Annotated in this window: 18 protein-coding genes; 11 read left to right on the top strand and 7 right to left on the bottom strand. The window is 54.3% G+C overall.

What is annotated here, in order from left to right; translation table 11 throughout:
- From ACR3FE_RS25225 to ACR3FE_RS25205, 5 genes are all read left to right on the top strand, one after another.
- On the top strand, positions 1 to 110 hold a 110-nt coding region (locus tag ACR3FE_RS25225; RefSeq protein WP_458210435.1), incomplete at its 5' end, for an integrase core domain-containing protein.
- A gap of 319 nt (positions 111 to 429) precedes the next feature.
- Positions 430 to 876 (top strand): hypothetical protein, encoded by a 447-nt coding sequence (locus ACR3FE_RS25220; protein ID WP_458210603.1) that lies wholly within the window; start codon positions 430 to 432, stop codon positions 874 to 876.
- A 96-nt stretch (positions 877 to 972) separates the two neighbouring features.
- Entirely contained in the window at positions 973 to 1,401 is a 429-nt protein-coding gene (locus ACR3FE_RS25215; RefSeq protein WP_458210602.1) for a hypothetical protein, read from the top strand.
- A gap of 230 nt (positions 1,402 to 1,631) precedes the next feature.
- Entirely contained in the window at positions 1,632 to 1,793 is a 162-nt protein-coding gene (locus tag ACR3FE_RS25210) for a hypothetical protein (RefSeq protein ID WP_458210601.1), read from the top strand.
- Positions 1,786 to 3,420, top strand: coding sequence for a sodium/proline symporter (locus ACR3FE_RS25205; protein ID WP_458210600.1), 1,635 nt, complete (start codon positions 1,786 to 1,788; stop codon positions 3,418 to 3,420). The genes ACR3FE_RS25210 and ACR3FE_RS25205 overlap by 8 nt, the downstream gene beginning before the upstream one ends.
- Positions 3,421 to 3,451: 31 nt before the next feature.
- Here ACR3FE_RS25205 and ACR3FE_RS25200 read toward each other — a convergent pair whose 3' ends face one another.
- Both ACR3FE_RS25200 and ACR3FE_RS25195 read right to left on the bottom strand, forming a co-directional pair.
- Positions 3,452 to 3,976 (bottom strand): hypothetical protein, encoded by a 525-nt coding sequence (locus ACR3FE_RS25200; protein WP_458210599.1) that lies wholly within the window; start codon positions 3,974 to 3,976, stop codon positions 3,452 to 3,454.
- A 16-nt stretch (positions 3,977 to 3,992) separates the two neighbouring features.
- Positions 3,993 to 5,195 carry an NAD(P)/FAD-dependent oxidoreductase gene (locus tag ACR3FE_RS25195; protein ID WP_458210598.1) on the bottom strand — a complete coding sequence of 401 codons (1,203 nt, stop codon included), beginning with the start codon at positions 5,193 to 5,195 and terminating at the stop codon, positions 3,993 to 3,995.
- Positions 5,196 to 5,256: 61 nt separating this feature from the next.
- Between ACR3FE_RS25195 and ACR3FE_RS25190 the strand changes: the two genes are divergently transcribed.
- The 3 genes from ACR3FE_RS25190 (at position 5,257) to ACR3FE_RS25180 (ending at position 7,005) form a co-directional block, all read left to right on the top strand.
- Positions 5,257 to 5,472: a hypothetical protein gene (locus ACR3FE_RS25190; protein ID WP_458210597.1), complete on the top strand. Its 216-nt coding sequence runs from the start codon at positions 5,257 to 5,259 to the stop codon at positions 5,470 to 5,472.
- 140 nt (positions 5,473 to 5,612) lie between these two features.
- Positions 5,613 to 5,765 (top strand): DUF2080 family transposase-associated protein, encoded by a 153-nt coding sequence (locus tag ACR3FE_RS25185; RefSeq protein WP_458210604.1) that lies wholly within the window; start codon positions 5,613 to 5,615, stop codon positions 5,763 to 5,765.
- A 1-nt stretch (position 5,766) separates the two neighbouring features.
- A complete protein-coding gene (locus ACR3FE_RS25180; RefSeq protein WP_458210596.1) occupies positions 5,767 to 7,005 on the top strand; it encodes an RNA-guided endonuclease TnpB family protein in 1,239 nt (412 codons plus the stop codon).
- 102 nt (positions 7,006 to 7,107) lie between these two features.
- Here ACR3FE_RS25180 and ACR3FE_RS25175 read toward each other — a convergent pair whose 3' ends face one another.
- The 4 genes from ACR3FE_RS25175 to ACR3FE_RS25160 all read right to left on the bottom strand — a co-directional run bounded on the left by ACR3FE_RS25175 (position 7,108) and on the right by ACR3FE_RS25160 (position 14,829).
- Positions 7,108 to 7,395 carry a hypothetical protein gene (locus ACR3FE_RS25175; RefSeq protein ID WP_458210595.1) on the bottom strand — a complete coding sequence of 96 codons (288 nt, stop codon included), beginning with the start codon at positions 7,393 to 7,395 and terminating at the stop codon, positions 7,108 to 7,110.
- 542 nt (positions 7,396 to 7,937) lie between these two features.
- Positions 7,938 to 8,717 carry a DUF7847 domain-containing protein gene (locus ACR3FE_RS25170; protein WP_458210594.1) on the bottom strand — a complete coding sequence of 260 codons (780 nt, stop codon included), beginning with the start codon at positions 8,715 to 8,717 and terminating at the stop codon, positions 7,938 to 7,940.
- A 236-nt stretch (positions 8,718 to 8,953) separates the two neighbouring features.
- A complete protein-coding gene (locus ACR3FE_RS25165; RefSeq protein ID WP_458210593.1) occupies positions 8,954 to 11,737 on the bottom strand; it encodes a M14 family metallopeptidase in 2,784 nt (927 codons plus the stop codon).
- 536 nt (positions 11,738 to 12,273) lie between these two features.
- The gene (locus ACR3FE_RS25160; protein WP_458210592.1) at positions 12,274 to 14,829 is read right to left on the bottom strand and encodes an FtsX-like permease family protein; all 2,556 of its coding nucleotides are present in this window, start codon (positions 14,827 to 14,829) and stop codon (positions 12,274 to 12,276) included.
- Positions 14,830 to 15,429: 600 nt separating this feature from the next.
- Between ACR3FE_RS25160 and ACR3FE_RS25155 the strand changes: the two genes are divergently transcribed.
- From ACR3FE_RS25155 to ACR3FE_RS25145, 3 genes are all read left to right on the top strand, one after another.
- Entirely contained in the window at positions 15,430 to 17,283 is a 1,854-nt protein-coding gene (locus ACR3FE_RS25155; RefSeq protein WP_458210591.1) for a sodium/phosphate symporter, read from the top strand.
- Between the two features lie 67 nt (positions 17,284 to 17,350).
- Positions 17,351 to 17,809: a MaoC family dehydratase gene (locus ACR3FE_RS25150; RefSeq protein WP_458210590.1), complete on the top strand. Its 459-nt coding sequence runs from the start codon at positions 17,351 to 17,353 to the stop codon at positions 17,807 to 17,809.
- A 2-nt stretch (positions 17,810 to 17,811) separates the two neighbouring features.
- Positions 17,812 to 19,449, top strand: coding sequence for a class I adenylate-forming enzyme family protein (locus tag ACR3FE_RS25145; RefSeq protein WP_458210589.1), 1,638 nt, complete (start codon positions 17,812 to 17,814; stop codon positions 19,447 to 19,449).
- A 16-nt stretch (positions 19,450 to 19,465) separates the two neighbouring features.
- Here ACR3FE_RS25145 and ACR3FE_RS25140 read toward each other — a convergent pair whose 3' ends face one another.
- On the bottom strand, positions 19,466 to 19,609 hold the full coding sequence (locus tag ACR3FE_RS25140) for a hypothetical protein (protein ID WP_458210588.1): 144 nt from the start codon (positions 19,607 to 19,609) through the stop codon (positions 19,466 to 19,468).
- Between the last annotated feature and the right edge of the window lie 2,283 nt (positions 19,610 to 21,892).

Genomic DNA, 21,892 nt, shown 5'->3' with positions numbered 1-21,892 from the left:
GTCGGCCGAGCGTCCAGCGGTGGCTTGAACAATTTGTACATTACTATAACCACCAACGACCGCATCAATCGCTCACCAACCGAACGCCTATCGAGGAGGAGCTAAACTAGACAGTGCCTATATTTGTTAGCACTCGATTAGACTATAAGTTTTGTGATTGACATAATTAGTGGCTAAAGAGAACACCCTGTAGCGACCTTTGTGAATTGTGGAATTTTTGTTGCTATTCACACTCGCATCGATCCCCTCTCGTGCTAATGACGCGGGCATGTGCTCGACTATTTTTCACTCATGAGCCAAAATCATCAACTGATCGACATCTCCCGTGTCGACGGCTCCTCTCTCGTATTAGCACTAGTGAAACTAATCACATATGTTTATTCTTGATTAGATAAAATATATAATATGACTCAACGGTTAACAAGTAGATTGGTATCGATCGCACTCACGATTTCCATCATCCTCAGCGCTGTTCCTGCAGCCATGGCAGGTGGCAGCCACGAGAAGTCAGCAGCAAAACAGATTGTATTCGTTTCGGGTGAGCAATTCCTCGCGGATGGCGAACTTGATGACCACGAACTCGATGTTCTCGGAGACTCCGTTCTCATTGTCCCCGGTGGTGGCGTCGCCTATGATGGGGTTCGTGCCAAGCCTCTCGGTGGGGATGAAGATCCCCTTGCGGCGAAGCAGGTGTACGAAGCACAGGTAGAACCAGGTCGGAACTGGGCATTCGAGGAGGAATTTGACTACGCGTATTGGGCGGCTGAGGCGTTCATTGAGGCAAACGGAGAGTCACTTCCTGAAAATGGGAAATTGCTCTTTGAAAAGCGAATCGAGTTCAAACTCTCCTTTGCAGACGACCTCGTAGGTAGGTAAGACCACAGAGAGATACAGCGTGGTGATTAGATATTCGAATTCGAGCATTGTGGATTTAGTGAAAAGTCAAAAGATCACACTCTCATTGGGTACGTCATGGTTCGCTTCAAATTCGACCATGTAATCGGAAACTGGTGGACTGTTACCGTCGGGCGAAGTCTCGACGATATTGGATACACAGTCATCGCCGACAGCGAAGAGTTCAGTGGGGGTCTGTATCGATTGGAGACGCTCATCGCTCTCTATGAAAGTGCCCGTCGAGAACATCCGACAGCCGACCACCCAATGGATGGCGGTTATACGCTTACCGAATCAGATGGACAGGTATTCCTGGTCGTCAATAAAACACACTACGAGACGAGCTATCCAGAACTGGAACAGATGCTTAGGACATTCCTTGGAGATGTATTTCACGATCTCGACAGTAACAGCACGCCTGAACAACAGAAGACAGGAATTGACTTTTTCACGGCACGGGACGATTTGCTCTTAGACTTCCGAGATGTCTATACAGATTTGGCGTAATATCTGTTCGCGCAACTAGGCACTCAGCTATTGTGGTACGAAAAGCCCGACGTTTACGCCAGAGAGGATGTTACTCAATGAATTGCCTTGGGGTCACGCCCCGAGGTACTCGCACTGTTCCATCTGTAGAAATTCGGTTCTCGAACTCTTGTTTTCGGTAGTTTCACGCTACTTTCACTGCATAAATTTTTACCCTAACTTATATGAGAACGTAGTACAATCTGTGCATCATGCTAACGTGGAGCAAACTCCTGTTATTTTTCGGTGCAAACGTTGTCGTCTGGCTCGGAACAGCACTCGCATACGTCTACTATTTCCACGAAACAGACGAACAGCTCCTCGGAACCGCACAACAAACATCCAGCTCCGAAGACGGTGTCGACCATGGTTAGTGCAATTATTCTTGCAGAATTCGTCATCTACCTTCTCGTCCTCATTGGGATTGGCGTCTATGGCAGTCGATTAACTGAATCGGCATCTGACTACTTACTTGGTGGTCGGAAGCTGAATCTCGTGACCGGCGCATTAAGCGAACAGGCGAGCTTATGGAGCGGGTGGTTGGTTGTCGGCTTTCCGGCATTGATCTATGCAAATGGCGTGTCGTCGCTCTGGTGGATGGTGTGGCAGATTCCATTAGGAATTGTCACATGGGGCCTCCTCGCTAAACGTATCGGTCGGTATTCGCGGCTTCTCAACTCATTAACGATACCCGGATTTCTCTCTGCACGACACAGTGATAGCCGTCATCTCATCCGACTTACGAGCACGCTCGTTATCGGGGTCTTCATGACTGGTTATATCGCGGGACAGTTACTCGCTGGAGCAAGTGCGATTGCAGTTGGGTTCGACCTCTCATACGATGCTGGATTCCTGATTGCATTGGTCATCGTCGTCCTCTACACAGTTATGGGCGGGTTCACGGCATCGTCATTCACTGACGTGCTTCAGGCATTGCTGATGACCGCATTCGCGATCGTTGTTCCGATTGCTGTGTTGGTTGCCGTCGGTGGGCCGAGCGAACTCATGACGCAGTTCAACGCCGCTGCCTCGCCAGAAATGACCTCCTTTTCTGGTGGTCGCACACCGTATGAGTTCCTCGTCTTCTCGACCATCGCAGTCATTGCGTTGGGCGGGCTCGGGCAACCTCATGGCGTCGTCCGGTACATGGGGATGGAACGCCCGTCGAAAGCTGGCTATGCAATGGTCGTCGCCGTCGTCTTCATGCTTATCGCATTGATCGGTATCCCGGTCATTTCATTGGGCGCCGTGGTCATGCTTCCCGGCATCGAGAACCAAGACCTGGTTGCACCACGAATGATTCTCGAGACACTTCCACCGTGGCTTGCCGGCTTCCTCTTGGCGGGAAGTGTTGCTGCAATCATGAGCACAGCTGACTCACAGCTGTTGGTCGCTGGGAGTGCGTTCGGTGAGGACGTGTACAACGGGATCATCAACCGCAATGCGAGCGATGCGAAAATCCTGCTGGCGAACCGCATCGCAGTTATCAGCATTGGCATCTTTGCCGGGGTGTGGGCGTATTTGACGCCGGGGTCAGTCCATACCACAATCCTGTTTGCGTGGGCCGGACTTGGTGCCGGACTTGGCCCTGTGCTGCTTACGTCCGTGTACTGGCAAAAAACGACAGGGCCAGGCGTGATCGCCGGCATGGTAACCGGTCTCCTCACGACAGTTGCGTGGAACCAACTGTCGGGAGGTCCGTTCATGATTTTCGATATCTACGAGCTCCTGCCTGCATTCAGCTTCGCCCTGTTGGCGATCATCGTCGTCAGCCTCTTCACTGGACCGCCGAAGCGCCGTCAAGACGTGATCAAACAGGAACTGGACGAAATTGCGAAACCGCTTCAGGAGGAGATTGATCTAGCGAACGAACGCCGACGGTCTGCTGAATCGTCCACGCACGATATTGATTCCGACCAGCTAGTGGCTGCCACGGATGCCGAAATCGTCTCGACCTATCTTTCGAAAACACGATTGGATGATCTCTCCACCGCTGAGTGACTAGGTCACCAGCGGGCACGACATATTCCCGTCACCCGAGTTGTGATGTGTTTTCAACGTGTGCTGCGTCCTCGAGCTGAATATCTTGTGCAGACACTTCCCCTGTGATCGTATCTATCAAGGTCACAGTCGATGCTGTTGTGGATGGCACAACCCAGAATAGCTTGAATACCTGGTCGTCTCTCGCGATCGTGATTTGTGGCGTTTTGTATGTTTTATACCAGTTGTTGACTCGTCGTCGCACGATCGAATGGGCGGTTTCTGCCGCTGTTGATCTATCCACACGCGGGTTGAGGAGAGATGTCGCCGTGAACGAGCGTGACTCGAGCGATGGATACATGTCGTTTTTCATGCTCGTTCCGGTGAGCAGGTCGACAGTAACGGACATAGTCGTCTCGCGGTTTTCGAGGAGTTTCCGTTCGATTTCGACATCGAACTCAAAGAGGTGTTTTGGGAATCCAAGGACGCGAACGTCGTCGATTTCTGCTGTCAGCTCATTCTGTTCGAGCGATTTTTCAACGGTGCTGTTGGGTTGGATGGTGGTTACGTCTGGCATTGCTCGTCAGGACCTGTTACACGTCGTCTGCGGCTTTCCCGTGTCCGTGAGGTGAGTCGTCGAACCGCTCGAGAGAGAAGAACTCGGCGTCGACCATATCCGTAGCTCCGTCAATGATTAGGTCAGTCATGATTTTCCCGACAGCAGGGCCGTGCTTGAAGCCATGACCGGAGAACCCACACGCGAAAAAACAGCCGTCTGGGCCTGCTTCATCGAGAATAAAGTCGTGATCCGGTGTCGTCGAGTAGATGCCACAGTACTGCCCTCGTAACCCGGCCCTGCTCAATTCTGGAATCATGCTCGAGAGTTGTTCTGTGAGCTCGAGAATCGTCTCCTCGTCTGGTTTATCGTCGTAGTGGTCAGGGTTCACTTCGTCGTCGGTGTGATGTGTCGCGACCAGGATTCCGTCTCCGAAGTCGGGGCGGATGTACCACTCTCCCCCAGGAAGTGCTGTGGTCGGGACGAGTGACGGATATATCTCTTTATACGCTTCAGGGGGTTCGAGGATCAGTATTTGCTCGCGAGTCGTCGTGATGGGTATCTCAACACCGACATCTGCCCCTAATCGTGGTGTCCACGAGCCGGCTGCAACGACGACAGTCTTACAATCAATGTCGCCATCGTCGGTTGTGACCCCGACAACAGAGTCTTCCTCGACACGAATCGTTTCGACGCCAATACCCGTGACGACCGTCACGCCATTTTGCTGTGCAGCTCTGGCAAAGCCATTGGCCGCATCAGCGCCATCGGAGTATCCTGCTGCATCATCTGAAATGCCGAAATCGAAAGAGTCCACATCGGCAATCATCGGGAAGTTCTCTGGAAGTTCCGCATCCTCGTATCTGGTGACTGGGATATCGAGTGACTGGAGCGTCTCGTAGCCAGCCGCAGCATAGGTGCCCGCGTCAGTATTGGTTTGGCCAAATCGCACCAATGGATTGTCGACGTGGGCGATTACTTCCCCAGTTTCATCCTCGAAGTTCCGATAGAACTGGTGGCTCCACCACGCCATTTTACTATAGATTGTTTGGTCGCCGTAGTGATGGCGGAGGATTGCGGAGGAATCACCTGTCGACCCGGTTGCGATTCCGTCTTTTTCGACGAGGGTAATATCGAGATTGGTTTGTTGTGAGAGAAAGAACGCAGTGCTGGTTCCCATTATCCCGCCGCCAATGACGACCACGTCAGTGGAATTTGGTTGAGTTACTCTGGTAGTCATTGACTCACAATGAGTTGGCCCTTGCTTTAATACTTGGGTGGGGTGGAGAACGTTCTAGACTGTGCAGCACCACGAAAACACGCCACGCCTGAGCCTCCTGCCAGCGATCCACGACGCGCTTGTCTATGACGAGCCGGACACAATAGACGTAGCAAATGACGGGACGACACTCGCTGAGCTCCGCGAACAGACGTTCTACGCTGACGCCGCCCCAGTAGATCCAACCGATCAGAACGAAGATGCAGACGGCGATCGCACCTTCGACGAACTCTTCTGAGCCGTGATATAGATCGATAGCGCATACCTCCGTCTTCAGGCGGAGGTCGAGCGGTAGGCATAGTGCGTCCATTTTCTGATATCGTACCCGGCGGGATTTCCAACCGATATTATTAAGTATATCCGATGGATATCCATCACATGGTGAATCGGTTTGAGATTGAGGGCGAGGAAGTCCTTGATGGCGAAGTCAAACCATTTGGGAACAGCGCCCACGTCACCGTCCCAAAGCGATGGCGTGGGGCGGATGTGAAAGTCATCCGTACTTCAGAGCCAACAGAACAGGACGAATAACATGACTGAGCTCACAGAGACATTCGAACTCAAGCTTGTGAACCCGAATACTCACAAGCATCAGAAACTCTGTGAGACGAAACATGCCTACCAACAGGCGCTCAAAGCTGCGTTCAACGCTAACTGTACCACACAGTCGGCGGCAAACGACGTAGTGGTCAACTACGACTTGAGCGGCTACGCGAAGAATGTGCTCAAGAAGTATGTCCCGCAACTCTGTGGTGGAAGCTACGACGCCAAGGAGTTGAATGACGACCACCCTGTTCGGTTTACGAACGAAGGCCCGCAACTCGACCACAAACCACAGAACGCCATCGAGTGGTACGTCAAAATTCCACATCACGACGACTACCACCTCTGGATACCTGCCCAAATCAACCCCGAACAGCGGGATTGGCTTGAGGCATTGTATGCGGGCGATGCGAAGATGGGCGAGTGTCGGCTGTTCGACCGCGACGGCGAGTGGTATTTCCACATCGTCGCCACGCGAGAAATCGAAGAACAATCAGAATCCAGTTCGGCAGAAACGCCGATTGGGGTAGATATCGGGGAAGCCTCTTTGGTAACGGTGTGTCACCGTGACGAGCGCGGTTCCCCGACTGCACCCAGCCTCTGGAACGACGAGGGACGGAAAGTTCGACAACTCCGAGAGACGTATTTCACGGCGACTCGACGCCTTCAGCAACGTGGAAGCGAACGTATCGCAGAATCCTACAGCGACAAACTCTGGAAACAGATTGACGATATCATCCACACAGTTACGTCGGGGGCCGTCGCTTACGCCGATCAATTCGAGAATCCTGTACTGGTTCTTGAAAACCTAACATACATCCGCGAGAGCATGGATTACGGCGCGTTCATGAATCGGCGGTTGCACGGGTGGGGCTTTGCGAAGATACACGCCCAACTCTGCTACAAAGCCGCCGAAAAAGGGATTCGTGTCGAGATGGTGAATCCCCGAAATACGTCGAAGGAGTGCCACGTTTGCCACGAGATTGGCTACCGCCCTCGTCAGGCGATGTTCAAGTGTTCCTCCGATGGGTGTTGGGTCGGAGAGTACCAAGCAGACGTAAACGCTGCGCTCAATATTGCAGATCGCTACCTCGGCAGAGAGAGCCGTTCAAGAGAACACACGGACGGCGATGACTCGGCCGAGGACGGGGAGCGTTTGACCGCTCCACAAGATAGCCAAGTCGATGCTGACACCCAGCAATCGACGGTTGGAACGTATGCGTCTTGAAACCTTAGGGTCGTCTCGGACGGCCAGAAATCCCATGGTGGGATTCCCGCGACTTTAGGCGCGGGAGGAGGTCAATTCAGTGTGGACGCGGTTAATGGGGTTTCACGCTGCTCCCGACGGCGTGAAATCGGGGTAGGCTGACAGCACAGCTCCGAGAAGGGTGAGTGTTAGTGCATTAAACGAAACAGCGAGCGGGCCATCGACCATCGTCGAGAGGCCGACTAATAGCAGTGGAACACCGACGACAGTTGTCACTCGCCGTTCCCAGGCTGGCACGAGCTCTCGATGGTTCTTCTCAGGGTTTTGGATGAGCTTCCAGCACGCTCGACTGACGAGACCGACGATCAATACTGCAATGAGATGGTCTACGATTTCAGCAAATAGAGTCATAAAAATATGTGGGGTTAAGGAATTAAATATATTGCGAACAATATACTCTTGATTCACGCTGCTTTCTACGTTCGTGGACAGTTCTGACTATCTTGGAAATTGGATCAATTGTATGTATTGTTCAACTATCCCCAATCATATTTTGAGAGATTGGTCACAATGACTTTTCATCAATCTACTCTTGGTTGACTTGGGTCGGTAGCTACCGGCTCCGTATCCCATTACCCTCCCTTTCGCGGGAGGGACGAACACGCATCACCAGTAAACCACGAGCGAACTCTCACCAACCGCTAGCGAACGCCTGTCATCCAATTCGCCCCGGTCGCCACGATTAGACGCCACCACTGCCATCGAGATTGCCACGACCGGGGCGTCGTGAATTTCCGGTTCAGCGTTTTCACATCTCTCCCTCGTGATCCGCGACTTCGATTCCGATTCGAATCAGGCGGCTAGCGTCATGGACACTTACGCCTGAATTTGATAGCCCGCAGTAATTCACTGACCGCCAGTGACGAGAAACAGTACTATTCGAAAAAACCGTTTCAGGCAGCAGGACTGCCAGCGGGCGATTCTTCAGTTGTCGGTTCACCGCGTTCCTCATCATCCTGCGTTTTGAGTTCGGTGTAGGCTGTCGCGAGCACAGCGGTCGAGAAGACCGTCGTGATTGCGCTGGCCGCCTGTGCGAACACCAATGCGACGATGTCGCCAGCGAGACTCCCACTTGCGAGTTCACCGAGCCCAAAGACGATGCTCACGAGTATCGTGATGAGCATCACTGCCACGCCCAGCACGAACAGGGTGAGGCGGTACCCTCGGGTCAATCCCCAACTGCTCCGGAATGCCGTGATGAAGTTCTGATCTTCGACGGCCACGTAGACCGTCCAGAAGGCTAACGTCACGAGCAGGAAGATTCCCGGGATGATCAACGCGACGAAGCCCAGTGCAACGATAATCCCGAAGACGATCGCACCGACGATGAAGTTGATCGCGGCCCAGACCATATTTCGAGTAAAGTACTCACGGGGGAGGCGTTCGGTCTCATCGCTCACGAACACACGGATGGCTGTAATGCTCACGACGAGCAACGTGATTCCTAGCACGAACGAGACGATACCGCCGACGAATGGCGGGACGAGCAGTATTGGCTCTGCCTGGACACCACCCGGAGTAAACCGTTGCATCGCGACCCATCGGCTGATACCGATTCCCAACACGCCGTTGAGCACGGAAATGACGAAGATGATCCCCATGAGCATGAGTCCATTCCGCTTGGTGGTTCGACTGTAGCCTTGCTTGAGGATGTTTGTGATGTTTATCGGCATGGTCACTATCTATAACGCCGTATGAGTGAATATACGTGGTGAGTGGTTCCTATCCAGCGAGAAGCACGAGGGCAAGACGTGTATTCAATATTTCTTCCCATTAATATGTAGCTGATTGCCTCAGCATCACGCTCAGCGAAAGAGGACGACACTCATTTGACCGAGTGTGGTACCAACGACGTGTTTGATGATTTAGTGACAGTGCTTATTTACTCGGAAAGATGCCGTAGGGAGGATTAGTCGCCGAACCTGGCGGTGAGGTCGCCGTCGACGAACCTGTTCTGAACGAATCCAAGCGCATTTGTCAGCATGGTATGCCCGAGGAACGTTGGCGTGTACTCGAGCATTCCGAATGGATGGAGGTGGGACTGGTTCGCTGGCGGGAGGAGGCCACCGATCACGTGGATTCCCGTCCCATCGTGACGGGTGAGTGACCCCGCGCCCACGTACGGAGACGTTCCGTAGAACGGGTTCGCGTACGTTATTCCCGCAATTGTCCCATTCGCCTGCTCGAAGGCATCCACATCGACGACAGTCATCGGTGCTTCACCGGAGAAGGTGATCGGGTAGCCAAGCGGCGCTGGCTTCCACAGTTCGCGCTGGATCGGCCGCGTATCTGCGAGGAGTGGATGGTCATCGTTCCGCTCACCGAGGAACGCACTGAAGATCGTGATCTCGTCGATATCTGCTGGGCCAATCCCAGCAGCGAGCGAGTTCTCCAGCACACCGAGGAGCCCCACACCGCGGTCGGTGACGACGAGATTCCCGCCCGCCTCGACGAATCGGTCGATCGCATCAACGTAGGCGGGAGTATCGATTCCTTCAGCGTGGGTGACAACGAGATTCTCGACGGCAAGTGAATTCGGTCCGTTGAGAAGAGCGCCGTTCGCGATGTCTGTGACTGTCACTCCGTCCATCAGGGTAGCATCGTCAGATCGATTTCCGTCTGACCAACCCTGGTCATGGGTCGCCGATGCGAGGTTCCCTGAGCGTGAGAGGTAGTCGCGATAATCTTCGAAGTACGCAAGCGGTGATACCGTGTAGCCACGCTGCTGGTAGCCAAGCACCTCCACGGGATCTGGCGTGGCAACATCGTCGTCACCCTCGGTCAACAGGGTTGTGACGGTCACTGTCGCAGTCGTCGTTTGCCCGCCCTGTGTCTTCACGGCGACTGTCCATTCGCCTGCAGCGGGATTCAGCACCGTCCATTCAGCTGTTTGCTTGGCCTGGTCGTCGATTCCTGCGGCTGTTGAGTTGAACGATCGGACGACCTGCCCGCCTGGATTCCGAAGCTGGGCGACTGCGTTCCCGTCTGGACTTACGGTGACCGAGAGTGACTGTGCTTGCGATGGAACGTCGAACGAGGTTGATTGCCACTGTGGGCTTACAGTCAGCGTTGTCGTGAACTGCCGTCGGTCGCTGCCAACCGTCGTCAGGTCATTTGACGACCGTGTGAGTGCGTCCGTCGTTACATAGGCCGCTTTTGTGTCCGCTTCGATTGTCCCTTGCACGGATCGCACGGCGTGGGCGGTGGTGGCCCGGATGACCTCTTGGTAGCCAATGACCCAGAGGTTCGTGAGCCACGGTTCGTACGGCCGGCGCTCAAATATCCGGTTGTCCCAGCCCATCTCGTGGGCCATGATCTGCATGCCGAGCCCGCCCTGTTCCTCGGGCTGGCTCATCCAGGAGATGAGCGTCCCAGTCGTCGTGTAGCCGATGGTGTCGAGGATCGTCCCATACGAGTACGCCACGTCGGGGACAGGCGCTCCGGGGTACCCATACCGCTGGTTCAGATCTTCGAAGTCGCTTTGGTGTTCTTCTAAGAGACCGCTCAGTGCTGAGTCAACCCGCGTCTGGGTTCGCAGATTCCACTCGTAGAGGTCGTGGAATTGGTCGTGGTCGTACTGATCGTTGACGATGAGTCCGTTGATAAAGTCACTCGACCAGAACTTGCCGTGCAGGTCCGATCCCACGCGCAGGTTGTCGTACGTGCGGAGGTGCTCGACGATTGCGAGTGAGTCAGGGACGGTCTCTGTGTACTCCGATGTGACGTCGGCGTCGATGCCAGGGTCATCGTCGACGAGATTCAACCCGTTCGGTTCTGCCGGATGATAGCCTGGGTTGATCCACCCGTTTGTCGGGTACTGGCGGTTGGGGTCGACACCCGTTGCGGTCTGTCGTTTGAAGGAGTTGTGACCGAGTTCATCGATGAGGTTGTACTGGGGATTCCGCGACACCCAGCCGTCCGGGTTCGCATAGACGAACACCAGCACCACGTCGTCAAGGAGCGCCTCGATTTCGGGTTCTGCTCCCTCGAGTACCTGTTCGATGAACCGGGTGCCAGCTTCGGCGCCTGATCGCTCGTCACCGTGAATCGAGAGGACGAACAGTGCCTTTTCCTTTGCTTTGAAGGCTTCCTCGTCGTGAATGTCGTTGGTGACTTCGGCGACGTACACCTCCTTTGGATCATCGGTCCCGAGGAAGGCGTTGTAGTGACCTGGACTTTCTCCTATCCCGTAGAATCGGAGGCGATTCTCGTGTTGGGATTGGAGGTGACCCATTCCGTCGATCATCTGCTCGTAGTCGATGTAGTCGACCGCGTCGTGAGTGTCCGGGAACACCCCGCGTGGATAATGATCGAGCAGCCAGAACGGATTGGAACCGGGGGAGAACCGAAATTGGCTCACCTGTTCTATGGTGGCCACGTCGGTCGCCTCGTCGCGTGTGAGGGAGACATATGCGGCCACACTGGGCTCGGTCGTGGTCACGGGGTCAAGTCCACGGTTTTCGAGCGCGGCAAACCCGCTTGCATCGTCGAGCAAGAGGAGCGTTGGAATCTCGAACTCCTCGTCGACGTGATTGACGATGTAGGCGTAGATATCGGTGAACTTCGACGAGGATACGTCCGCGATGGCATTCCCAGGAAGTGCGAGTGCGCCGGCCGTTGCGGCCGATAGTCGGACGAACGTCCGGCGGGAGATGGGACTCCCTTCGAACTGCTGTTTGGAGTGTTCTTGCATGGCTCACTGCCTCCAGGTTCCTTCCGGGGTGATTGGGGAACTCATCTGAGTGGGCTTTGTAACAGCGCCTCGATTTTTGCTCGTGTTGTTTCGTATTCGAAACAACGTCTGTTTGTCTACTATCATCATACTGTGCAAATTGATACTAGTTGACAATCGACTTGGTTAATTGGGTGTTACACCGGCCTTTTGTTCGGTGAACGAACCTGCAGTATTATTACTGAGGAGGGGAGTAGTTTACTAATAGAAAATATACGAATACGTGCAGGAGACGAGCAGACTATCAACGAGCCAAGCGAATCCAGCATGAGCCGTTTGGAAGGTACTAGCGCGGTTGTTCTGCCAAGCTGTCGATATTTTATCAAGCTAGAAATTTATTAGATTTTAGACTGTATATATCAATGTAAAGATTCATAAAGGTGGTATGCATTGGAGCATGATAGGTCGAAATCTCGATATGGAAAATGTGGTACGGTTGCGCACGGGACGCGCACTGGCACACGCACCAACATCGAATATGTTGGTCTCCCGTGGGTTTAACCGTTTCCACTTTCCGAATGAGATTCGACACGGAGAAACAAAATGCAACTCAAAGCAAAATTCAGCGAATTGAAGGAACGGTCCGAACGGGCAGTCAGCCCCGTTATTGGTGTCATCCTGCCAACGCGGATATCGAGCGTCGACACATTCCGCGGTGCGAGCGTGACGGTTCGTGTTTGAGATCCTGACGGGTTGACGACTGTCAGTTGACGGGTGAACTCACGAGACCACGGGTTGAGTACCGTCACTTCGGCAGTTGGACGAGAGTAGACGCTTGCGACTTTCGGATGGACGTCGATCGTCGCGACCAACGTCTGTGTTGCATCCGTCGAGACAGTGAGTTGCTTCGTCTGTGTTCTGTTGCCCTTGCTTGCCGTGAGGTTGAACGAGCCACTGTCAGATGGAATCTGGACAGGTGCAATCCCACGGTCGTTCGTCTGCACTGTTTGCTCGCCAAGCTGTACCGACGCACCAGAGACCGGAGCGCCATCTACAGTCGTCACAGGAACGGCCATTACCGCGTCGGGCGGTGCCGCATCAGGAACAGTCGCCAGAGACAGTGGTAGTTGTCGATAGACGGTGATACGTCTCGTTTGCGACCCCACACGAAGGACGTGCGTTCCCGTCTGGTTCATCTCGATCGGAATCGTGATTCGTCGCTGTTGATTCGGGCCGAGGGTAAGCACCCGCGACTCCGAGGCCTTCCCCGCACGAACTGTGAGTCGACGCGTCTGTTCGGTGGTCTCGAAGTTCTGGACGTCGACTTCGACGGGAATCGGTCGTTGTGTCGTCACGCTCGTGGGCAGTTTGATCCCGGTGACAGCGATTCCGGTATCGGATACAGCTCCTGACTGCGACAGGTTCGGCGTGCCGCCAGCCGTCCGGATGAACTGGACGGTCCCTGGTTTCGTTGAAAGGTCATGTGCGGTCGGCAGTGGGACGACGAGTTGGTCGTCAAGCATGCCCGGCGCTTGATACATGCCGATGATCGCCACACGCGTCATGGACGGCGAGGTCGAGCCCCCAATGGTGATCGAATCCCCAATGCCGATGTCGAGCGTTGCCGCGAGATCACGACCGATAACCGCTTCGTACTTCGAATTTGGTTCTCGCCCTCGAATTAGCGAGGCTTCTGAAACGGCTGCAAAGGGTGCATACTCCGCCCCCCGGACGAGAAACGGCTTCCCATCTTTGACTTGGACGAGCAAAATCTCGGGACTGGCCACGAGTCCCTGCGAGCGAAGGACAGAGGCGTATTGTGCGTCGATTCGACTCGCCATCGGGTACGGCGCTCCCGGTTCTGAAACGGTTCCACTCGAGGAACTCGCCAGCGGTGCGAGTGCACCGACCAGTGACCCGGAGAGCAGGATGATGAGAGCGAAGATCGTGAGCGTCGTGGTGGCCGGAACGATGGCACGCCAATTCAGGAGCGTCGTCGTGAACGCTGCTCGGAGGCGACCGAGATGTGTAGTATTCGTGGCTGGCTGTATTGGGGTGCGTTCAGATGTGGTTAAGTTGGCAGGTGATTGCGTGACCGTGGGCCACGCAGCAGCCACGCCAGCCTCTGCCCCAACAAACACGAACCCAAAGAAAATCGGTGCGATAACACGGATACTCTCGGCCGTCACGGTCGGATTCAACGAGATCGGGACGCCAGCGTAAACGACCGCATTGACCAGGAACCGCGTCACGACGACACCGATCGCGTAGCCGAGCAGCACGCCGACGAGAGCGATCATTCCGGCACGGATACCGAACAGCATGAGGATTTGACGCGGCGTCCCACCCGTCGACCGGATAAGCTGGATCGTCGAGAGTCGGTTTCGCACGCTCATTTTCGTCACGTTATAGAGAACGATGATGATGAGGATAGACGCCCCAATAGTGACCGTCAGGAGGACGTGGACGATGCCCTGAATGCCCGTCAGAAAGTACGGAAACAGCGAGGGGCTCATCGTTCCCGCCTGTTTGCCATCTTGGAGCCCGCCGCCCGATCCATCGGTATGAACGACGAACGCACCGTCGACACCAAGCGATCGAACGGTCGATGGCGTCCCAACGTACCACGAGTGGGGGAAGATCGAGTCCGAATCCGTGTATGGAACCACCTGGAGACGAACGCTGTGGGCTGAGCCCTCGAACTGACGGGTTCTCGGCTCGGCGACTGACCCCTTTACGAAACCGTCCTGTGGAGGCGGTGGAATACGAGCCGTCTTCCACGAGACGGATAACTCTGACAACACCGTCGGCGCCGAATCGGGAACGCCGACGACTCGACTCTCGGAACCGTTGACGGTCACGGTCGCGGTGGGAAGGACGATATCTGACGGTGATGCCGCATCCTCGGCCGCAGAAAGATCATCGTAGTGGGAGACCGACATCGAGTTCGTGTACTGAAACGCCACTGCGGCCGTCTGAGAACTCATGGCGAGTAACAACAGCGTCGCGCCCACCAGAAACGCGCTCGTCACAGCGATGATACCGACTGTAAGCTTGTCGCGGCGTGACCAGCGAACGAGTAGCAACTGTCGATACGTACGGCGTCCTCTCATCGGAGAACCACCCCCATCCACAGCTTGCTACCGCGTCGTCGGTCAACAGTCCTCGAGTAAGTCGACTGCATCGAGAAACCACTCTCGAGGCCGTTGGACTCGTGGCGGTTCTGAAACCGTCTTTCGGGCCCAGTTGAGGCGGTCTGAGACGCCTCTCTGACGAACCAGATATCCCTACTCAGAGACCGCATACCACGTGCACAATTTCGACCATGTTTTGGTCTGGTTTTAACCTATCGGAAATGGGAATAATAATGACAGAAAATAGAGTGGAAGTGCTAGTATTGGGCGAAAAGACCGGTGGAGGGGTCAGAATAGCGAAAAGACTAGAAATATCATTTCATGTATATTTGTTATACCAGAAATAATAAATTTCTAAATATTCTATTTTATATGAAAAACCTTTATTACCTGATAAGATAGGTGTTCAGCTCGAATGTTCCCAAACGTTGGTTCCCTTCCGGTAGGTCTGCGATCGTTCGGTCGCTCTCCAGTGGAACGGCGGATCATTTTTGTCCCTATCTCTCTCCCCAATTTTCCACCTAAGGCGAACGACTCCCCACGTTTCGTCAGTCAATCCACCTACCAGCAGGTGAATGCATGAGATATCAGTTGCTCACGCGCTGGTCGCTCACCGAGATATTCGCCATTCTTGCCTTTGCCACGGCGGCGGTATTTCGTACCAGTCCGACGGTGGTCGTCGAGACGATACGTTCTCGAGCAGCTGTTATCGGGATGATCACGACTCGAGCGGTCGGGCACTTCCCCACGAGCCCGTGGGGCCAGCGCAGACAGTCGCCAGTCCATCGCGAAATAAGACGGATTCGGAAGGGACGTCGGTTCGTCATCTCGATACTCGCGCTACTTTGTGTCGCTGTCGCAATGCGGACGTTGCCGCTCTATTGGACACCCCTCCCGTACGGGGTCGACAGCTATCACTTCATTGCGCTCGCCCAGGAGAGTCTCGCGAGTGGCTCTCTCCCGACGAACGCAGGACTCACCCCCGACGAGTTCGTGTTCACCACGTTTGTCGCCACGATTAGCACCGTAACGGGTGTTGACCCGCTCGCTATCACCCAGCCATTGATTGCGGTCGTTGGTTCTATTCCATGTCTTGCTGTCGCTGCGATCGCAAAACGCTCGGCAGAACGACTCGGATGGCAGCCGAAATACGTTCGACAGACCGCGATCCTCGCGGGAGTCTTCCTCGCAGTCGATGGTATCTATCTCAGTCATTCAATCGCGGCTACAAGCGACGTGTTCGGCCTGCTCTTCGTTATCGTCCTTGCAATCGTGTTCCACCGAACAGTGCACACTGGACAACTCCGATGGGCAGGTCTCTCGGTGCTGTTGGTCGGGCTCCTGCCGATTACGCATACAATGGCGGCAATCATTGGCGCCCTCGTCGTGACGGCGATGTTCGCCTCGTCGCTCTACAGCCCTACCATTCGTGGTAGTCTCCTCGGCGGGAGCATCCTCGTCGGGTATTGGACGTATCTGAGTGGTTATTCCCCAATCGCCGAACTCGGTGTCATCGGACGAGTGGCTTCCCTGCCGGGGCTGTTCGTTGCGTGGCTCATCATCCTCGTCGCACTGACCGTCTGGCTTCCGCGGACGACTGCGACCGTACAACGCGTCGTTCTCAGTACGATGCTCATCGCTGCTGGGATTGTGGTCATTGCGAACCTGTTCCTGGCCATTTTCCCCGGAACTGCACGCACAGAACCGCTTGCAGTGATGCTGACCGCGCCGTTGGCACTCGTTGGATTCGTCGCTGTCTGGGGAGCGCCATACGCGTCGCAGCGATCTGCATCGGACGACATCACGATCACACTCCTGTTCGGGCCGCTTGTCCTCGTCGAATTCGCGCTGAGCGGCAAGCTCGTTGTCGACTATCATGCCATCGCTACTCGCGGGCAGGTGTATCTCCACGTCGCTATCGCGATTCTCGCCGCACTCGCTGCTGTCGGTATCTGTCGTCGACGGTCGCGCCCATCCGCCAGATTCTGTGGGTTCCGGCGGGCGATCGTTCCCCTCCTGGCGCTCTGTCTCATCATCAGTGCACCGCTCGCTTTCATTGGTCTCTCAGCCACGCCAGCACAATCGACAGTGTCGCCGGCCGAATTCCAGACGACGACGTTTGCTGCACACCACGTCCCGAGTCAGTGGGCAAGCGACGGGCATATCGCGTCGCTTGCGTCGAGCTACTATGCTGGCCCCACTGCTCGGTACACGCCGATTTACGAATGGGTGCGTGGAGAGACTGCCCCACCGAACTGCCCGACTGTCGCACAGCGATCGTGGACGACGGTCGGTGCACAGTTATCGCCGGCATCGCCGGCGACGGTAAGTGCAACAGAATACGACGCGTGGCTCAATCGGCGAAACGTCGTGTACTCCGTCAATAGTGACGATCCGCTCGTTCTCGTCGCTGGAAATACAGCACAGTGTTAGTGAGCCGCTCTCCATCGTAAATAACCGCGAACGGTACACTATAGTAAGTTTGAACAGATGTACAGTTATGCCAGACCAGTTACTAGCTGGCTTTTACGACGAAATCGAGGTTGGTGAGACAGCAACCACAATTGGCCGCACGATCACCGGGTCAGACGTCGTTGGATATGCGAATACGACCGGGTGTTGGCTCCCAATCCATACTGACGCAGAATTCGCTGCCGAGACAGAGTTTGGAGAGCGAGTCGTCCAGGGAACGTTCCTCCTCGGATTGGCTGAAGGTCTCCTGTACGGGAACGAACCGACCGGCATCCGCGCAAATGCTGGAATGGATGAGATTCGGTTCCGACAACCGGTATTCATCGGCGATACCGTCCATTTCACGGCTGAAGTTCGCGAGAAACGCGACCGGAATGCGCAATCAGGGATCGTGACGCTCGATATCCGCGGGAGAAACCAGGACGACGAGCAGGTCGTCACGTACACAACGAATCTACTGATGAAAACACGTGCCGCAACACAGTAACCATGCCACCAGCATATACACACGACTACGACCGAACTGATTCACGATCAGGACTCTTCCATTGGTATGTCGAGCGCAAAGCCGCAGCAACACCGGATGAGCGTGCCTATGCATACACGCCACTCGGTCTTCGTGACGCGACAGCAGAGGAAGGGACGTGGGCACAACTGAATGAGGCTGCAGGCCGTGTTGCGGCTTATCTTGCAGACAATGGTGTGAAACCCGGTGAGTATGTGGCAACGCTGTTTCCGCAATCGCCCCAGTATTTGGTCACTTATCTCGGTGTGGCAAAACTCGGCGCAACAATAGTCCCACTCGACCTCAGAGGAACACCAGCAGACCATGCCCACGTATTAGCGGAAACAGATCCTGCAGCATTCGTTGGCGCAGCACACTATCGTGATACTGATTTCACGGCCATATTCAACGAGGTGGCAGGCTTCGACGATATCCCAACGAAATACTGGGTCGATGAGTCAGGATTTGAGACTGCTCTCCCGTCTGCTGGGGACTACGAATGGAGTGTCGTAACGAGTGCTGGGGAGCGGATAGCTGACGATGATGCCAACGGGTGTACTGACCCTGATACCCCACTTCTCGTCGTCTTCACCAGTGGGACAACAGGCGATCCGAAAGGTGCAGTGCTCACACATCGAAATGTCGTCTTCCAGGGGACTGCCATCAGCAGTGTCTGGGATATTACGGACGACGATACTATCCTCGCGCATCTGCCGACAAACCACGTCGGCGGGGCGACCGAACTCGTCGGAACAGCAATCGTCAGCGGAAGCGAGACCGTCCTTCTTGATGCGTTCGATCCTGAAGCCGCACTCGAACTCATCGAGACGCAATCGATCAGTTTCGTCGGCAATGTGCCCGCGATGTGGGGGATGTTGTTCGACCACCCGAACTACGAAACGACCGATCTCTCTAGTTTGCGGGTGGCAGTTGTTGCGGGGCAAGCGCCGACGCAACAGATTCTCGGTGGGATGGCCGACGCTGCTGACCATGCTGCCACCGGGTGGGGGCTCACAGAAACCGGTGGGTTCGTGACGTTGACCGAGCTCGGTGCCAGTGTCGAGCAACTAGTGGCGGCGACTGGAAAACCGTTCCCTGGCTTCGAGGTACGAACAATCGATGACGATGGTGAATTTCTGCCGGATGGTGAGAGTGGGGAAGTCGTCGTTCGTGGCGATGGCGTCATGCAACGTTATCTCGATGATGCGCAGACGAAGGAGGCGTTCGTTGATGATGAGTGGATCCAAACGGGCGATATCGGATCGCTTGACGAAGATGGACGACTACGCCTCCACGGCCGAAAGAAGAATATGTTCATCTCCGGCGGCTACAACGTTTATCCGCCGGAAATTGAGGACGTGTTAACCGACCATCCAGACGTCCAGTTGGCAACTGTGATTGGAGTACACGATGAACAATGGGGCGAGGTCGGTCATGCGTTCATCAGTCCAACGGCGGATGCTGATCTGACCGAGGCTGAGTTGCGTGACTTCTGTGAGCAAAAGCTTGCGGATTATAAACGTCCTGCTCACTACACGATAACGACGGAGTTACCGACGACGAGTCTTGGGAAAATCGATCGACAAAAGCTTACCGACACATACGACCTCGAGACCGTCTGAGGGTAGCCGTTTTTGGCTATAGCAGACCCTGTTGTTCAAATCGAGGTTTCATCCGGAAGACAGGAGCAGAACTTACGGAGCCGATTTCTTCACTCCATTGCCGAACCTCATCGAATTGATGTTCGTGCTTTGCATCCACTATGCTCCCAAAAATTCCCATATCGAATTTCTTCCCACCCTACGCACCATGTCGATTGGATTAGAATACTATAATTTTATAACCGTGGCGACCGCCTCGGGACGTGACCCCGAGGTACTTGGCCTGCTTTTCCTGTAAATCGGGACCACCAATTTGGTTATTATCATCCCAGAGTATAGTATATGAGTATGTGAAAAACAAAATTTAATATATGGATATATAATAATATAGTTGTGTCCCCACCGCTTCGGCCCCAACTCGCAGCGATAAACGAAACGCAGCCGTCACAGTACGGGTTGTTGCATGCTTACTGCGGTACTGTTCAGCACGTTCTCGAGGCATGTCCACGCAACTACCCATCGACAGCCCAACTGGCACAAATCCTCGAGTCTCCTCGGATCTCGCCCCAAATGCTCGGCAACATGCTTTCGCTCCTCGTGGAGTTGGACGTGATCGGTGTCTACAGCGATCGCAACAACGGAAACCGGTATGACCTGACGCAGTACGATCCCGACAGAATGCAGCGTCTCGTTCGTGTTTTCGAGACTGCGTCTGCCCCGCAATCTTTCAAGAAGGACCAGTAGCGTATATTATCGTATTCAGGCGGGGGTCAAGCGATAGGCCAGTGGTACAATATTTCGGTATCGGTTGGACTTCCGATCACATGCAATCGTGTTTTGAGAGATTGGTCATAATTATTTTCCGCTATCCTAGTCTTGGTCTATCTGGGTCGGTTGTCAACGATGGAATGACTCCGCGACCCCATACCACTGGAATGGTTGTACGAAGCACAGGCAAACCAAGAGTGAAACGTCAATAGGCACCACACGTGTCTGTCGTGGAGACGCCCCAGTCAAACCGATTTGCCACCATCGACTCACCATGGAGTTTCACCACGACTGGGGCGTCGCAACTTCCACCCCTTCCACCCCCTGCCCAGTAGATGGTCGCTCTCTCGGTCTATTTTATCGCTGACCGGTCTAGATCGGTTGATGCTTGGTCTGAAGCGTTCCTCCCACGTTGATGTGGCTTTTTCATACATGGGCAGTTCGCTCACGACCACACTATTGTGGCCAAACGTTTTCCTAGGCGGCGTTCGTGGCGTTGCGGTCGTGTTATTTACCTCAGAGCATACCAGCCACTAATGTTGGATACGTGGATATACAAAATTTAGATGATCTGAATCATTTGGGGGAATCATTTATTATAATCAAAGTTGATATAGAGTTTGTATGTCTGGTGGAACAGAATATTGTGCCCATTGTCGGGAGGAGCAGCCGGTCGTTACCACGGTGGGTTGGCAACCAGACATGTGCCGGGTGTGTGGTACGTCTATAGATTCAACGTGAACGACCGAATCCTACTCATTTCGATTACCTTCTATGATATTCCCCGCAAAAATGCTAATCAGTGAGTAGCGTGGTTGTGTACAGCATTTGCGGGCGTAACGGCATTCGAAGGCCTAACGCCGAATACTGTAACGGCATCGAAAATGGTGTTCGATGGTGTGAGTCGGCGGACGACTACACTTCGGCAATTCCGTAACGGCAAAAACCAACTTGTATGGAGCGGGGGGTGGCCGTTGGAACGACGAAGCGAATTTGGAATACCGACTGGGAAGGAGTTGGCGATGAAGCAGCTATCGCTCTCAGTGGAGCATTCGGAACGGTATTTGCTGTTTTTTGAACCAGTTGCAGAAAGCACATATCCTTACTCACCCAATAATTAATCACCTCAGGTAGGGGTACATGAGGTATATTCTTTCGACTACGACCCTTAATGCCAGCGCAACCAACGGTTTGAGATCGTCTGGTGTCTGTCGCTATGTTCATCAGCAACGGTGCCGTCGGCACCGTCTAGTTTCACGTTCACGTTGGGATGAATACGTCCTCTCGATAGCGGTAGCAGGGAAACTGTGAGTCCGGTGTTGCAGGCCAGTTGGCAATCCTGAATGGTCGACAGTACTGGTCGTAAATCTGTGTATATCCGTCGCGAGCATCGTAGTAGGTAGATGGAACGGTACTTCTCGAAGGTGGGCGAGCAGTGACACGGTCTCGGAAGGTGGTTTCAGTGTCGACATTCCAATCCTTGCTGTCCGTGATATCATTGCTAGCAATGGCACCAATGACAACAATGCCACTATTGATTGCAGCTTACTGCTCAAATTATAATCGAATACTTCGAAGAGGCGTCGCCGAATTCGTCATACGAGTCGTCTCGATTTTTCACCGAGAATCACGGTCGCAGCAGCCATCTTTCGACGATTATCTCCATACTTGCAATCCAAACGACATCGACTGAGTA

The sequence above is a fragment of the Haladaptatus rarus genome (genome assembly GCF_054177585.1).
This window is presented reverse-complemented; position numbering and strand designations above follow the sequence as displayed.

Coding starts and splice junctions, on each gene's coding strand:
- ACR3FE_RS25170 (WP_458210594.1), bottom strand. CDS start 8,717: ATGCCGATAAACATCACAAACATCCTCAAGCAAGGCTACAGTCGAACC.
- ACR3FE_RS25140 (WP_458210588.1), bottom strand. CDS start 19,609: ATGGGAATTTTTGGGAGCATAGTGGATGCAAAGCACGAACATCAATTC.
- ACR3FE_RS25150 (WP_458210590.1), top strand. CDS start 17,351: ATGCCAGACCAGTTACTAGCTGGCTTTTACGACGAAATCGAGGTTGGT.
- ACR3FE_RS25160 (WP_458210592.1), bottom strand. CDS start 14,829: ATGAGAGGACGCCGTACGTATCGACAGTTGCTACTCGTTCGCTGGTCA.
- ACR3FE_RS25155 (WP_458210591.1), top strand. CDS start 15,430: ATGAGATATCAGTTGCTCACGCGCTGGTCGCTCACCGAGATATTCGCC.
- ACR3FE_RS25175 (WP_458210595.1), bottom strand. CDS start 7,395: ATGACTCTATTTGCTGAAATCGTAGACCATCTCATTGCAGTATTGATC.
- ACR3FE_RS25185 (WP_458210604.1), top strand. CDS start 5,613: ATGGTGAATCGGTTTGAGATTGAGGGCGAGGAAGTCCTTGATGGCGAA.
- ACR3FE_RS25145 (WP_458210589.1), top strand. CDS start 17,812: ATGCCACCAGCATATACACACGACTACGACCGAACTGATTCACGATCA.
- ACR3FE_RS25215 (WP_458210602.1), top strand. CDS start 973: ATGGTTCGCTTCAAATTCGACCATGTAATCGGAAACTGGTGGACTGTT.
- ACR3FE_RS25200 (WP_458210599.1), bottom strand. CDS start 3,976: ATGCCAGACGTAACCACCATCCAACCCAACAGCACCGTTGAAAAATCG.
- ACR3FE_RS25195 (WP_458210598.1), bottom strand. CDS start 5,195: ATGACTACCAGAGTAACTCAACCAAATTCCACTGACGTGGTCGTCATT.
- ACR3FE_RS25165 (WP_458210593.1), bottom strand. CDS start 11,737: ATGCAAGAACACTCCAAACAGCAGTTCGAAGGGAGTCCCATCTCCCGC.
- ACR3FE_RS25205 (WP_458210600.1), top strand. CDS start 1,786: ATGGTTAGTGCAATTATTCTTGCAGAATTCGTCATCTACCTTCTCGTC.
- ACR3FE_RS25210 (WP_458210601.1), top strand. CDS start 1,632: ATGCTAACGTGGAGCAAACTCCTGTTATTTTTCGGTGCAAACGTTGTC.
- ACR3FE_RS25180 (WP_458210596.1), top strand. CDS start 5,767: ATGACTGAGCTCACAGAGACATTCGAACTCAAGCTTGTGAACCCGAAT.